The sequence below is a fragment of the Lentimicrobium sp. L6 genome (assembly GCF_013166655.1).
Classification (GTDB): domain Bacteria; phylum Bacteroidota; class Bacteroidia; order Bacteroidales; family UBA12170; genus UBA12170.
Genome location: NZ_JABKCA010000029.1, coordinates 39,225 through 54,647, shown reverse-complemented (window position 1 = coordinate 54,647; position 15,423 = coordinate 39,225). Strand labels below are relative to the sequence as shown.

The following is a 15,423-nucleotide window of genomic DNA, read 5'->3' as shown; positions in this document are numbered from 1 at the left end:
TACAAAATAATATACTCATATACAACTATTTGTGAACTAAATGGGTAACCCTATACTTTAATATTATCTATTTCTTCATCACTGTTGATACTAACAAAGTCAGTAGCAGGGTTTGGATAGATAGAAACATTGTTTTTAGTCATATCTGAAACAGATATAGAAAAATCAATAGCCACATCATCAACTAGTAAGATACCTTGGTTTGGATCACTATACCCATAGAAAGAGAAGAAATATTCGCCTGTAGTGCTTACATTAAAGCTTACTGTTGCTTTTTCCCAATCTTGGTTATCAAGATTTTCATTTTTGAAAATCTCAGTAGTCATAGCTGTACTATTATTATCATTGCCCATGAATACTTTAAGTTTCTCAATTGGTTCTGGCACCCATGCATCACCCATGGTTCTGAACCAGAATGAAAAGTCATAGTTTGTTCCAGCAGTAAGATATACAGGAGGAGTAAATAGATAATCATCCATTTGATTTAATGAGAATAACATGTGCATCGCATTTGGTGTGGTATGAGCCATACCTGGAGTTGCAACGTCAGAAATAACATCCCAAGGGAAATTGTCATTATTTGCATTCTCATGAGAATAACCTAAAGGATACATTTGCTCAGCAAAGGCGTCTAAGTCATCAAAATTCTCAGAATAAGGAACGGTAACCATCGGATCATTCATGATAGTGAAAGAATAGGTTCCACAACCAGTAGATTCTCCATAGGCATTATAAGCTATCACTTTCCAATAAATCTCTGAACCATAGGCAGGAATGCTAGGTAGTTGATAAGAAATAACATCACCTACATCTTGGGCGTCTAAGATGTTATTAGCCTCTGGATTGGTTCCGTAAGATAAGATATATCCAGTTGGATTTCCACCAGCACTTGACCATGTTAACTCTAAGCCCATCATCACATCGATATCTGATGCATCAGCCAATGGGAATGTTAGGTTAGGGCAATATGGAGGATAGGCACCTTGCTCATCCCAAGATATATCATCCATCCAAATTGCTGCAGCATACTGTCCGTTTAGAAATTTGAAAGCAATATAAGGATCTGTACTTGAGCTAGGAAGATCAAATTCAAAGAATTGATACTCATTTGTTAATTCAATAGTATGAACTGGTGTGAATGCTTCTGCATGTAGGGGATCGTTTGTGGTACCAATTTGGAGTACACAATCATATTCTGGATAGTTTTTCTTGGCATAAAAAGTTAATGAATTAGCACTATATCCTCCAACGCCTTCTGTGACAAGCATTAAAGGAGATTCAATATCATTCATCTTCATCATTCGGAAGGCATTTGGAGCAGAATATGCATCATATCCGGTTTGTTTGATCTCCACATTAGTAAACTCATCATAAGGGTCAGTTGTACGAATTACATTCCAGTTTTCTGGTAAATCAAGGGAAACATCTGCATTTTCGTAGAAGTTATAATCTATTTGATAAACAGAACCATTCACATCAACATTTGAATTTCCTGCGAAATCACCTGTGAATTCAAAACTTAGGAAGAAGTCTCCAACATTAGTGGCTTCCATATTTACATAAACAATATCAGTGGTACCTGGAGCAATGGCATCAGGAGCAGTAATACTAAATGGAGCGCTTGCTGTAGAACCCGTTATTACTAAGTCTTCAACGCCAATATTACTAACTTCTAAAGGAAGGTAGGTTTGTGCGCCTACTGCTAAATTTGGAAAATATAGGTTAGGAACATCAATTTGAATAACAGCTGAAGTTGGAGCATTTTCTATGGCTAAGTCATCCATAATAAAATAATTAGGTATAAAACCTGCATTAGTTTCGTATCTCCATCTTAAATTTACATTATTGCCTTCATATCCAGCAAGGTTTACAATGAGTTGATCAAACTCACTCATTTCTTCAGCAGGTTGGAATTCATTGAGCTGAGTCCATGTAGCACCACCGTCAGTAGTTATATCAAAATACATATTGATATTCGCTGGGTCACCAGTCATTTTCCATCTAAATTTTACTCTTTGGTTAGCTGGAAGATACATACGTGGAGAAACTAGAGAGTATTCATCTGTATAATCTCCCCAAACATTACAGGCAACAGAATAGGTTCCATTGAATGCATCATAATCTAGCATTCTCCAATTTGCAGCACCTGCTATTGGCCAAGACCAATCAATAGTATCTGCATACATTGGGTTAATGGGTTGGTCTTCAAAAGATGTAAAATAAGGGAAATCTTGTATAACACCTTGGGTGTATATGTTCCAAACTTGCGAACTAGCAGTAGCGCCACCATCTTTGGCTACCACTTGCCAATAGTATTTAGTATGAGGCTCTAATAGATTGCCTAATACTTCAGAAGGGTTAATGCTATAAGTTCCAGAACCAGAAACAGCAACATCAGCTTGTAAAATTTCGGTTGGTGGATTATTAGTCCCAAAATAAACATCATAAGAACTTGTATTATCGCCAATAAAGAACTCTAAGTCTGTATCTACTTTAGCTTTATAGCTGTTATTGGCTGGCATGGGGTTTACTGGTGTGGAAGGTCCATCTCCTTCATAAATAAGAGCAATGTTTGGACGTTGATTCATGAAAGTACCAAACTCTGTTGGGAAGTTATCGTCTGCTCCAACAGTTTTAAACAAGTCATCGCTTATAGTTGAAGCATTAAACTTTACATTAACGATAGGAGCAGTAGTACCTCTGTGATTTTCGTAATGTACTATAATTGAGCTAGTACCATCGTATACAAGAGGAGTGCTTAGCGTAATTTCAGACCATCCTAAGTTGAATTGAATGGTTCCATCAAATACTTTTGTGTATCCATTTACACTATTTTCTGGGTCTTCGTATGCTAAAGTCCCAAAGTCTTCATCAGTAGTTAGTTTAACATATACTTTCTGGTTTTCAAGGACTGCATATTCCCAATACCCTTCATAATCTGTGGTTTGATCAAAAGCGATTTTGGTAATAGTCTTTGCATCCCCAGCCTCTTCACTAGTATACATCATAGAAGACCATACGTAGTCAAATACTTGAGTATTGGGTGGGTAATTAGTTTCAATAGCTTCATCACCGATAATGTGCATGTTCTGAGCAGAAACCTGAACAGTTACAAGCATCATTAGCGAGGCTAAAATTTTGATAAAAATGTTTGTTGTTTTATTCATACCTATGTTTTTAAAGGATATTTTTAAATCTCGTTGACAAATGTATGGCATGCAACAAAGGCAAAACATCGTGTTTACAATGAAAGCTATATTTCATGGTATACCATGAGGTTTTTATGAGGAAAAAAAGGAGAGAGGAGGGTTTTTAAGAAACAAATCCTAAGCGCATAGCCCTTCTGATAAGGCCTACAGAGTTTTTTACTTCAAATTTTCTAAAAAGATTTCTTCGGTAGGTTTCCACTGTAGGAACGCTGATAAATAGTGATTCTGATATTTCTTTATTGGTTTGTTCTTCTGCTATTAGGTCCAAAACTTGCTGTTCACGCTTGGAAAGTTTAACCAATATTTCAGTATTTTGATTGTCTCCTGCATATAAATCAGCAAGTACATGCATAATGGTATTGCTATAGCATTTTTGCCCTTTACATACTTTTTCTACGGCATCTATTATTTCGTTGCTGCTACCACCTTTTAATAGAATGCCATCCACATTGTTTTTAAGGAGTTGTTTTAAAACTTGCATATCCGTAAACTGAGTTAACATGATGAGTTTAATGTCGGGATACTCCGTTTTGATGTATTCACTCAAACTAATGCCATCCATTTCGGGCATGGATACATCTGAGATAACCACATGAAAAACATTATTTTTAAGTGCCTTTTGAGCTTCTATTCCATCATGTACAGATACCACAGAATCAACGAAAGAGTGACCACTGAGCACTTGCCTTATTCCAGTAAGAATAAGTTCGTGGTCATCACAGATTAATATTTTTATTGATTTTCTCATGCTGGTTTATGTATATCGGTTGCGGCAAAGATATATGAATTTCGTAGAACTGGATTTCTTCTGACTTGGAATTTCTATTTTTTGAATTGAAGTGGGATTCTAATCATCATAAATACCCCATGTCCTTTTTGACTATTGAACTCGAATTCTCCTGTAAAAAGTTTGACCCTTTTTCGGATGGTGTTAAATTTTAATTGGCCATCTTTGGATTCTACTGAATCCAATCCAATTCCATTGTCTTCATATATCATTATTAAGTGCTGATCCTCGTTTAAAAGTTGTATATCTACTTCTGTAGCTTGGGCATGTTTTAAAGTATTAGTCAGCTGCTCTTGAATAATTCTATATAGATTTCTTTGTAAATCTTGATAACCTAGAATAGTATCCCATTTTGGGCTGAAATCATCAATAAATTGGGTTTGAAAAGGGGCGTGTGCTTTGAGTTCTGACAGGTAATTTCTGATTTTCTCTTGTAATGTAATCTCACTAAAAATAGGTTCGTTTAAGCTGTGCGATAGCCTCCTAACATCCATATAGATATTTTGTAATTGACCTATTTCTTTTTCGTCCAACTTATTGGCCGATTGAAATTGGAGGATCATTCCAATCATCTGACCTCCTATGTCGTCATGTAAATCTCGTGCTATCTTGTCTTTGGCTCGTTCTTCTGCTTCAAATCTATCTTGCAGGAATTGTTTTTCTCTTTGCTCTGTTTCTTTAAAGTGCCTCCTCCTAATATATAATAGGACGTAGATCATGATAATTAAGATGAGGATAGCTATAACTATTAGTAGATAAAGTTGAATGGATTTGCTTTTCAATTGCTCCTGACGAAGGGAATCATTAAATTTTAGTTCGTCAATCTGTTTTTCTTTTTTTTCTGTCTGATAGGCTAATTCTAGGTTCATGATGCTTTTGGAGCTTTCAATATTAAAAATACTATCAGATATTTTCACGGAGTTTTTAAGGTATTTATAGGCTTTGTCATGCTGGTTGAGAATGTCTAAAATAGATGATTTTAATAAATAGATTCTCGAGAGTAAATTGGTATCACCTATTTCTTTTGTTGTATATTCACTATTATTTAAAATATTTAATGCTTCCGTATACTTACCCTGTTTATAATATATTTCAGCTAAGAGGGTAGCTGTTTCGGGAATTAAAGAACTATAATTGTGTAAATATTGTATATAAAGAGCTGCTGAGACAAGCCTTTGAGCACTGATGAATTCATCTGCTTTTAAGTATGTGATCCCTAGTTGTTTTAAAGCTAGCGATTCTAAATGCAGTAGGTTTTGTGCGGTATCAATCACATAGGATCTATTTAAATAATGCTTTGCAACATCCCATTCTTCTTGTTCAATATAAATCTGCCCTAAATTTAGATACACCGCTGCCATATCAGCTTGGTTTTTATGTTTCTGGTATATATTTAATGCAGAGTTATAATAGCCAACTGCTTTATCATATTGCTTTTGTAAGGCCATTACCTCACCCATATTTTGATAGGTCGTGGCTATACTTTCCTCATCTTTCATTTCTTCGCTTATTTGAAGTGCTTTAAGATAATTAGAAGAAGCTTGGTAGTATTGCCCATTTCTTGCATACGTCACTCCCATGTTGGTCATCAATACAGCTACATTTATTTTGTCATCCATCTGTTTGTAAAGCAACATGGCTTTATGATAATTTACTTCAGCTTCCCTGAGGTTTCCGCAAATGGTAAATACAACACCCATGTCGGCATAATAACTTGCACTGTCTTTTGCTGTTCTGGCATAAGTAAATCCGAAAGGATAATAGTCTTTTACTTGGTCACAACCGTTGGTGCCTGAGAAAGATATGATAAGTGATTTATAGGCATTAAGGATAAGCATGGTATCTTTTAGTAAAAGCGAATTATTCAAAGCAGACTCTGCGTACTCAATGGCATCATGTGGCCTGTCTCTCATATAGGACTCTGCTATATGTAGTTGTTTGGTTGTTTTTCTATATAGGTTCTTAGTGGTGTCAATTTCGGATATTATGGAATCAACTTTAGTCTGAGAAAAGCCCAAATTACCTGTCATGATAAAGATCAATGCTAAGATAGGGATAGCTTTTTTAAGAATTACCATGGAGTTTGTTTTAGTTAGTGAGGATGTTCTAGATTTTCTTCTTAACGAAAAACCCTTGCTATGGCTGCAAATATAGGAGATTATTAAATCCACCATGTGGGGCATGGAAAATCTAATGAATTATTTTTTTTAAAAATTGCTTTCCAATTCAAATATTTGTTATAAATTTGCACCGAAACACAAAAATAGTCAAATAGTTTATATTGGCTTTTTTTTGGATCTTAATATGACTATAAAACATAATAGGTCAAAAAGATTATATTAGAAACAATTATAGTACAAAAAATAAAAAGATGAATAATTTAAAAAAACAAGCGCTAGTGATTACATTATCACTAATCGTATCCTTAGGAGCATTTGCACAAAAAGCACATTACGGTGTAAAAGCTGGAGCTAATTTTGCAGTTCAATCAGAGATTGCAGATTATGCTAATAATAATAATATCAGAACAGGTTTAACTGTGGGAGTCTTTGGAAATTATACTTTAAATGATAAGGTTTCCTTTCAAGCAGAATTGAATTATGATCAAAAGGGTGGAAAAACTGATGATGCCACGTTAAAGTATGATTACCTTTCGGTTCCTGTATTATTTAAATATTCCTTAGGTAAAAGTGATAAAACAGCCTTAAAGTTTAATGTGAACTTGGGGCCTTATGCAGCTTTTTTATTGCAGTCGGAAGTGGAGATTAGCGATCAGACCATCGATATGAAAGACCAAACAGAAGATTTTGAATTAGGTGGAATTTTAGGGTTTGGAATGAAATATCCTGTTGGAAAACAAAACTTAGTTCTAGATCTTAGAATGGGATTAGGATTTACTCAATTTGACAAAGTAGATTCAACGCCAAACAACAAATACATTGGCCTTACTTTAGGCTATGAATTTTAAGTAACACTTCTCGCTTAACATATTTTCGATTTTTTGATTTTGGAGAAAATATTAGTTTGAATCGGCCTTTTTCTTTTTGAGAAAGGTCGATTTTTTAATTCTATTTATCTCAAATAAAAATAGAGTCTGCTTCTTTATTTTTTGTGTTCCCAAACTGAAATATGAACTAATTTTGTAGGCTACAATAAAATAAAAAATGCTCATGAATTATAATATAGCCTATCTATCTAGCGATATCACTAATCAGGAATTGAAAAACCGTTCTGTAGTTATCCTCAACGATTTCTTTAAAATTAATAAACATACTTTTAAGGAAGATGAAGGTCAATTACTATTTATTGCTAGTGGAGGTTCTGAGCAAAATGCAGTGAGATTAACCAAAGATTTTCAAAATATAACATTGCTTTGCCACAGGGAGAGTAATTCTTATGCTGCAACCATTGAAATTGCAGCTTACTTAAGAAGCAAAGGCAAAAGAGCCAGTATTATTGATATGTTTGCACCTCATGCTTATCAAGAATTTGAGGAGGTTCAAAAGGTGAATGCAGCTCTCGATTCTTTGGCGAGGCAGAAAGCAGCTTTGATTGGTGAAGTTTCTGATTGGTTAATCATCTCCGATGTAGAGACCAAATTGGTAAAAGAGAAGCTAGGAGTTGAGCTTTTGAGATTGCCATGGGAAGAAATAGGGGACTATAAACAAAAGGAATCTTCTCTGGATTTCTTAAAATATTTTCCCGATTTTAATCCTGAAAAGCTTCAAGAAACAGCCAAAGTTTATACCCTATTGGAAGAAATGGTGAAGCAAAGAGGTATTTCTGCTATCAGTGTGGAGTGCTTTTCCATGGTCATGCGCGATAAGGTGACTGCTTGCTTGCCTTTAGCTGTATTGAATAATAATGATACCATTGCAGCATGTGAAGGTGATATTTGTAGTATGCTAGGAAAAATGCTCATTAAATCCGTTTCGGGAGTCATTCCTTGGCAAGCTAATGTAGCAGAAATTAAGGAAGACCAAATTCTATTGGCTCATTGTACTGCTCCACTTAACCTTCTAAAGTCTTTTGACATTACTACGCATTTTGAAACAGGAGTCGGTACCGCCGTAAGAGGAAAGTTTGAAAAGCAAGGAGTTGGTGTATTTAGAGTAAATAATCAGTTGGACAAATTTATGCTACTCCAAGGCGATATTATTAATACACCAGATCACGATTTTGCTTGTCGTACTCAAATCGAATTTAAAACAACAATGGCTCAATCTAGCCTCCTCAAGAATCAAAGTTTGGGGAATCATCACTTGATCTTTCCTGCTAAACATATTCCTTTGGTAGTGCGCTTGATGATGGTTTTGGGAATTGATAGAGTTTCCTAATTCTTTTGGATGCTAAGCTAAGGTTTAAAGAAGAAACGAGAAGATTAAATAGATAATCTTCTCGTTTTTTTTGGTTAAGCTCGGGTTTCAGTTTATCGGTTTCTAAAACCACTTTTCTTTTTGTCAGACTTAGAAAAGCGAGAATTACCCTGCTTTTTCTTATCCCTATTAGCGAAAAACTCTCTTTTCTTTCTTTGCTTTTCTTTTTCAAGCTCTTTTTTCTCTGCATTATTCATTACCTTATCGGTCTGAGGAAATGGATTATCTTCAATAACAATAAGTTTTTTATTGATGAGCTTTTCTATATCTCTAACAAATGCATTTTCTTCTGGCTCACAAATAGAAATAGCATTGCCATTCTCTCCAGCTCTTCCAGAACGACCAATTCTGTGTACATATGTTTCGGCAATATTGGGAATGTCGTAATTGATAACATATTTCAGTTTATCAATATCGATACCCCTGGCTGCAATATCTGTAGCTACTAGAACTCGAAGTTTACCATTTTTAAAATCAGCTAAAGCTCTTTGCCTTTGGTTTTGTGATTTATCCCCGTGAATAGCTGCAGCATCTACATTTTTCTTTTGTAGGTTCCTAGCAACTCTATCAGAACCATGTTTGGTTCTAGAGAAAAGTAAAACTTGTTTAATCTCTTTGTCTTTGAGAATGTGAAGCAAAAGGTTTGGTTTGCTTGCCTTGTTGGTATAGTATAGGTATTGCTTAATTAGCTTAGCAGTAGAGGAAGTTGGACTCACTTCTACTTTTTTTGGATTATGCAGAATTTTCCTTGATAATTCTACAATATTTTCTGGCATGGTGGCAGAGAAAAACAATGATTGCCTTTCAGCTGGTAGCTTAGCAATGATCTTTCTTATATCATGGATAAATCCCATGTCTAGCATTCTGTCGGCTTCATCCAGTACAAAATACTTAATGTCTTTTAAACTAATATATCCCTGATCCATGAGATCTAACAAGCGACCAGGAGTGGCCACTAATATGTCGATACCATTTCTGAGGGCATTGGTTTGGGGTTTTTGATTTACACCACCAAAAACCACCGTATTCCTTAGTCCAGTATGTTTTCCATAAGCTGTAAAACTTTCGCCAATTTGTATGGCCAGTTCACGAGTTGGGGTAATGATAAGGGCATTTATTTTTCTTGACTTATTATTGTCTCTTCTATCAATAAACAGGTGTTGCAGGATGGGGATGGCAAAAGCCGCTGTTTTCCCTGTTCCTGTTTGGGCACTTCCTAAAACATCATTTTTAGCTAAAATGAGGGGAATTGATTTTTCTTGTATAAGCGTAGGCTCTACATAATTTTCCTCATCAAGAGCCTTAAGTATAGGCGCAATGAGGTCTAGTTCTTTAAATTGCATTTAAAATTATTATTGTTATTCCCAGAAAAAGATTTGAATGATATTTATGGGAGGGTTTGTATTCTGCTGCAAAGATAAGCTTAATAATAATACCGATTACAAAAGTGACCTTCTAGAGATTATACCTGTTTTTTTATATTGAATTCAAAGTTGGAACCTTTGCCTACAACTGATCTTACTGATATTTCTCCTCCCAATCCCTCTACAATAGATTTTACTGTGGCCAAACCTATTCCTGTTCCATAACTGCCAGACTTGTCGGTATTTGAAGTGGTTTGAAAGATATCGAATACTTTTTCTATCTCATCTTCTCGTATACCTTTTCCATTGTCAATCACATTAAAATGAAAAAATCCATTTTCTTCTTTGGCTGAAATGCTTATGATAACCTCCTCATGGTCATTATACTTTATTCCATTGGAAATTAAGTTGATGAGGATCTGTTGAAAGGCTGTTTTATTACTGAAAATGCTTAGACTTTCATCAATATTTAGTTTGAATTGAGTGTATTTTTTAAATTGATGAAAACTGTTGTCAATAAGTTCATTTATGGTTTGATATACTTTCACTTCCGATTTATCAGTGGACAGTAGTTTGGTGTTTCTGCTATATTCCAATATACCATCAATAAGGCCAGTAAGTTTCGATGATGAATTACTTATGACATCCAAAACTTGTATAGCCTTGGGATCTACCGCATCTTTATACATGGCTTTAAATAAAGCCGAAAGCTGGATAATATTATTAAGAGGAGACTTAATATCGTGAGCCGCTATTCTGGCAAAATTGTCTAGGGCTTCGTTTTGAATACCAAGTTCGTAGAGTTTAATATTGAGTTCCATCGTTTTTCTACGAGCTTCAAATAATTCTATCACTTGATTACTAAGTGTGATTAAAGCTTTTTGCTGGGCCTCATCAAGTTCTTTGGGTTCGTGATCAATCACACATAGGGTTCCAACAGGATAACCTTCGGAGCTTACTAATGGAATACCCGCATAAAAGACAACGTTTGGAGCACCAGTTACTAAGGGATTGTCATGAAACCTTTTATCATCTCTTGAATCTGGAACAATCATCAACTGGTCCTTATGATTAATGGCGTGAGCACAAAAGGCAACATTTCTGGGGGTGGATTCTGCATCTAATCCATGCCTCGATTTAAACCATTGTCGGTCGTCATCAATCAAGCTAATAAGGGAAATAGGGGTTCTGCAAATATAAGAAGCAAGAGCTGTAATATCATCATATTCTTTCTCAGGCATGGTGTCCAAGATGGAATATTTCTTTAACTCCTCTAGTCTCTTAATTTCATTTTGTGGTATTTTAGGCTCTATCATGCTCTTTTAATGGTCTTTATAATTCTAAGTTGAGTCTTGGTTTTTTAATAGTATCCCGATATATATTTAATTCAAATATACTTTATTTAAAACAATGAGTCTCTATTTTTTCTTACAATAATATTATAAAGGTTTCTCATAAATTCTATACTTTTTATACACGATAGCATCTAGTCTCTCCATTAAAGCCCGCATTTTCGTATTCTCTTCCATAATTAAATGACTGTCTAAAACCTTCAGTTTTGCCTTCTTAGCAGATTCAAATAAGCTTACCGCCATTAAAGCATCTATTCCAGAATTACGGATATTGTCTTTTACGCAACCTAATAATAGATTCAGTTGATGTGCTTTTTTAAAAGAACGAAGAATATGAATAAATCCAAAAGGAAATAGGTGACCATTGGCTTTTCTGAAACCTTGGCTGATATCGGGCATGGCCACCACAAATGCGACAATCTTATCTTCTTCATCAGCTACGATTTTGATAAAATCGGCATTGAGCATAGGGAGAAAGCGCTCCGAAAACTCCTTAGCTTCTATCTCTTGAAGTGGTGCAAAACCATAGATATCCGTATAGGTTTCGTTGATGAGATCGAAAACAGGTTTTACATAAGGCCTTACATTTTTCGATTTATTGAATTCTAAAATCTTGAAACCGCGCGTTTGAACTCGTTCAGCCGCTTTAGCATAAAATTCAGGAATGACACTTGGAATATCCATACGGTATTCGAAGAGATCTAGCTTTTTGGTATAGCCATTTTTTTTAGTAAAATCTACCATATAGGGGAAACTACAATTGGTCACCATTACCGACATGGGATCTTCAAATCCCTCCACCAAATATCCTTGGGGATCCTTATCTGAAAACCCTAAAGGACCCACCATCTTTTCCATTCCTTTCTCTTTGGCCCACTTCTCTAAGGATTGTAATAATGAGGTATAAACCTCGACATCCTCAAAGGTTTCAGCGAAACAAAATCTTGCGTTTTTTTCGTTGTGCCCAGAATTATAAGAATGATTGATGATTCCCATCACTCTACCCACTGTTTTTCCATCTTTTTCTGCGAGAAGGAGAATAGTATCACATTGTTCGAAAGAATGGTTTTTCTTGGCATCGAAAACTTTCCATTCGTCTTGAATGAGAGGAGGGAGCCACTCCTTATGATTTTTATGAATGAGGAAAGGAAGGTGAATAAAAGTCTTCAAATCCTTTCTAGAAACAACTTCTTTAATTTTAATCATGGTCTAATTTGACTTGTGTATTTGATTTTTGTTGATTCCAAGGTGGGATTTGGTATGAAAAATCGGATAAATATAAGATAATTGGAGCAATCAACAATCCTCCAATAATATCTATGGCATAATGAGCTTTAATATAGACCGTTGAGAAAATAAGGATAATGACAAAAGGCCAAGCCATCTTGAAAAATGGAGGAAACCTTTTTTTAGAAAGTATTAAAATAATGATAGAAATTCCCACATGAGAACTGGGAAAAGCACCAGTGGGCTTTTCGGCCATTTTTTGTATAAAATCCATTATTTCTTTAAAAAGAAATCCATTGGGGAGGATACTCTCAGGAGGAGAAAAGTGAAATTGAGGCCCTGCTGATGGAAATAAACAAAAGATAAAATAGAAAATATAAAGTGAAGCAGTGAGTTTGAAAACAGCCTCCTTAAAATAATCTCTCTTTTTAAAATAAACATAGAGGATAAAAAACACAATTAACAAATAAAATGAGAAGTAGCCCATATACATCAATTCACTAAATAGAAGATTAGAAAAGAAGCCAGAAAATTCAATACTGGGTTGTATTCCAAAAATAGCGGATTCTGTTTTAACCAAATAGGGGTCTAAATTATCGAAGAAAAGTTTATTGTAATTTACAGTCTCAGAGTAGAAATAGCCACTAATAATTAATGGATACGTATTCCTGAGGAGTCTAAGAAATGGATTTGGATTTTTTTTAGAGAAGTAAATAAGAGCAAAAATAGCAGGAACGAGTAAGACTCGAAGGCCTATTAATAATTCTATATTTTGCACATTACCACTAGATATAAGCAGAAACAAGGTGCTTATACTGAGATATGCAAAAAACAAGATATCGATTCTTTTTGTCTTAGCCAATTTGAGATTTTTTCAACAGACAAAGATAGAATAAAGCAAGAAATGAAATACAAAAAAACGGCTTCACATTTAATGCAAAGCCGTTTTTTTTGGTTTTATTAGAAAACTTAAACCCCCAACAGCTCAGCCACAGGCTCAGCGCCATCAAACAACATCTTCTCAGGATTCTCGAGCAACTCTTTTACTTTTACCAAGAAACCAACGCTCTCTCTTCCATCAACTATTCTGTGATCGTAGCTTAAGGCCACATACATAATGGGATGAATTTCGACTTTTCCTTTCACTGCTATGGGGCGTTCCACAATATTATGCATTCCCAAAATGGCAGATTGAGGAGGGTTGATAATAGGAGTAGAAAGCATAGATCCAAAGACTCCTCCGTTGGTAATGGTAAAGGTTCCACCAGTCATTTCGTCGAGGCTGAGTTTGCCGTCACGAGCTTTTATGGCCAATCGCTTGATATCGGCTTCTATTTCGGCCAAGCTCATCATTTCTGCATTGCGAACCACAGGTACCACAAGGCCTTTTGGCGAACTTACCGCTATACTGACATCAGTATATTCAAAACTCACCACTTGGTCGCCGTCAATCATGGAATTGATTTGTGGAAATTGTTTCATGGCAATGGTACAAGCTTTGGTAAAGAAGGACATAAAGCCTAAACCCACACCATGGGTTTCTTTGAATTGCTCCTTGTATTTCTTTCTGATTTCGAAGATAGGCGTCATATTCACCTCATTAAAAGTGGTGAGCATGGCGGTTTCGTTTTTAACACTCACCAACCTTTGGGCCAATTTCTTTCGAAGCATGCTCATTTTTTGAACCTTTTGCTCTCGTCCACCTTCCCAGCTATCCTTACTGGCTTTAGTTGATGCTGCAGGGGCATTAGCTTTAGCATTTTTAAAGAACTCAATATCCTTTACTCCAACACGTAATGATTTATAGAAGGCTTCCAACTCTGATGCGTCAATATTTTCCTCCTCTATTAGTTTTCTTGCCAATGGAGATAATTTGAAATCAAAGCTATCATTAGCAGGCTTGGCTTTCTTTTCGTCTTTTGGAGCCTCCTCTGTTTTTGTTTCTGGAGCTTTTTCTTCTTTCGCTTCTAAAGGAGCAGGCGCCGAAGCTTCAGCAATTTCAACTTTTGCATCGGTGTCAATTCGTGCAATTACAGAACCCACATCTACGGTTTCGCCTTCTTCCACCAGAATTTCAATCTTTCCAGTAGCTTCAGCAGTTATGCTTAATGTTGCTTTGTCGGAGTCAACCTCTAAAATTTCCATGTTTTTGGCCACGCCTGCGCCATTTTCAACTAACCAACTGGCTATTTGAACTTCGCTTATGGATTCTCCCGGTGTAGGGACTATAATATCTATAATCATTAGACTGTTTTTTATGGCCACTGAGCAGAGTCGAAGTGTCCATGCATTATTATAATTCTTTACTCTGTATTTGGTCACTGAGTCTATCTGGCTACTTAGCTAGACTGGCCTGTTGAAGCGCCCAAGTTTTTTTTATCATTTGTAAAATGGTCATTTAGCTTGTGTAAATGGCCAAATTCTATTTTTTAATTGTTGATGACCTCCATAAACTGATTTGCAGTAATTGTCGGTATTCTCGAGTTTTTAAAATCTTTCAAATTTCTTGTTATTATAAAATCTTTTCCATTTTCTAAAGCTGTAAAATATTGAAGTGCATCTTCAAAATCAGTAAACATTTCATCATTTAGAGCCAAGCCAATTATTTTATCATCAAGTGGTAAAACTTTTACAATCAAACGAAGTTTTCGTAAAATCGATTTTGCTTTTTTACCATTCATTTGTTTCAAAAGGATATAGCTCGTATTCGCAATTGTCAGTGACGAAACAGATAATTCTATTATTTTTTTATCTGCTAATGAAAAAAGATCTGCCGCTTCCTGATAAAACGGTTGTCTTTGTGACAACAAATCTATGACGATATTAGTATCTAAAAATAGGTTTTTCATTTATATTTTTCTTCTAAATAATCACCATATTCTTTTTTGTGGTCAAAATCTGCTGGCAGGTCAATTACACCACTTAAGCTTTCAACTAATGGAGTTATAGAACTATCATCCTTTTCCTTTTTTTGAGCAGTTAAACTATCTAAATATGATTCTATCATTTTAGACAGGCTTATCTTGTGATCACGAGCATAAATTTTTGCTCTTGCAATAACATTGTCGTTTAATCTTAATGTCAGTTTTGTTTCCATAATAATTAGAA

General features: G+C 35.2%; 12 protein-coding genes. 2 read left to right on the top strand and 10 right to left on the bottom strand.

Annotation, left to right across the window (positions count from 1 at the left end):
• Window positions 1-50 precede the first annotated feature (50 nt).
• From HNS38_RS09040 to HNS38_RS09030, 3 genes are all read right to left on the bottom strand, one after another.
• Window positions 51-3,167, bottom strand: coding sequence for a choice-of-anchor J domain-containing protein (locus HNS38_RS09040; RefSeq protein ID WP_172346331.1), 3,117 nt, complete (start codon window positions 3,165-3,167; stop codon window positions 51-53).
• 145 nt (window positions 3,168-3,312) lie between these two features.
• Window positions 3,313-3,957, bottom strand: a complete 645-nt coding sequence (locus HNS38_RS09035) for a response regulator transcription factor (protein WP_172279270.1) — start codon at window positions 3,955-3,957, stop codon at window positions 3,313-3,315.
• Window positions 3,958-4,031: 74 nt separating this feature from the next.
• Window positions 4,032-6,074, bottom strand: coding sequence for a tetratricopeptide repeat protein (locus HNS38_RS09030; protein WP_172279272.1), 2,043 nt, complete (start codon window positions 6,072-6,074; stop codon window positions 4,032-4,034).
• A 293-nt stretch (window positions 6,075-6,367) separates the two neighbouring features.
• Here HNS38_RS09030 and HNS38_RS09025 point away from each other — a divergent pair, with 293 nt between their 5' ends.
• Window positions 6,368-6,964: a porin family protein gene (locus HNS38_RS09025; RefSeq protein WP_172279274.1), complete on the top strand. Its 597-nt coding sequence runs from the start codon at window positions 6,368-6,370 to the stop codon at window positions 6,962-6,964.
• Window positions 6,965-7,166: 202 nt separating this feature from the next.
• Window positions 7,167-8,333, top strand: a complete 1,167-nt coding sequence (locus HNS38_RS09020) for a hypothetical protein (protein WP_172279276.1) — start codon at window positions 7,167-7,169, stop codon at window positions 8,331-8,333.
• 92 nt (window positions 8,334-8,425) lie between these two features.
• Here HNS38_RS09020 and HNS38_RS09015 read toward each other — a convergent pair whose 3' ends face one another.
• The 7 genes from HNS38_RS09015 to HNS38_RS08985 form a co-directional block, all read right to left on the bottom strand.
• A complete protein-coding gene (locus HNS38_RS09015) occupies window positions 8,426-9,715 on the bottom strand; it encodes a DEAD/DEAH box helicase (RefSeq protein ID WP_172279278.1) in 1,290 nt (429 codons plus the stop codon).
• Window positions 9,716-9,834: 119 nt separating this feature from the next.
• Window positions 9,835-11,052 carry an ATP-binding protein gene (locus HNS38_RS20710; RefSeq protein ID WP_172279280.1) on the bottom strand — a complete coding sequence of 406 codons (1,218 nt, stop codon included), beginning with the start codon at window positions 11,050-11,052 and terminating at the stop codon, window positions 9,835-9,837.
• A 123-nt stretch (window positions 11,053-11,175) separates the two neighbouring features.
• On the bottom strand, window positions 11,176-12,294 hold the full coding sequence (locus HNS38_RS09005) for a hypothetical protein (RefSeq protein ID WP_172279282.1): 1,119 nt from the start codon (window positions 12,292-12,294) through the stop codon (window positions 11,176-11,178).
• On the bottom strand, window positions 12,287-13,177 hold the full coding sequence (locus HNS38_RS09000) for a phosphatase PAP2 family protein (protein WP_172279284.1): 891 nt from the start codon (window positions 13,175-13,177) through the stop codon (window positions 12,287-12,289). Before HNS38_RS09000 ends, HNS38_RS09005 begins: the two co-directional genes overlap by 8 nt.
• A 107-nt stretch (window positions 13,178-13,284) precedes the next feature.
• Entirely contained in the window at window positions 13,285-14,559 is a 1,275-nt protein-coding gene (odhB, locus tag HNS38_RS08995; RefSeq protein WP_172279286.1) for a 2-oxoglutarate dehydrogenase complex dihydrolipoyllysine-residue succinyltransferase, read from the bottom strand.
• Between the two features lie 185 nt (window positions 14,560-14,744).
• Complete coding sequence (locus tag HNS38_RS08990) at window positions 14,745-15,164, bottom strand: PIN domain-containing protein (RefSeq protein ID WP_172279288.1); 420 nt, start codon at window positions 15,162-15,164, stop codon at window positions 14,745-14,747.
• A complete protein-coding gene (locus tag HNS38_RS08985; RefSeq protein WP_172279290.1) occupies window positions 15,161-15,412 on the bottom strand; it encodes a DUF6364 family protein in 252 nt (83 codons plus the stop codon). Before HNS38_RS08985 ends, HNS38_RS08990 begins: the two co-directional genes overlap by 4 nt.
• Window positions 15,413-15,423: the final 11 nt, after the last annotated feature.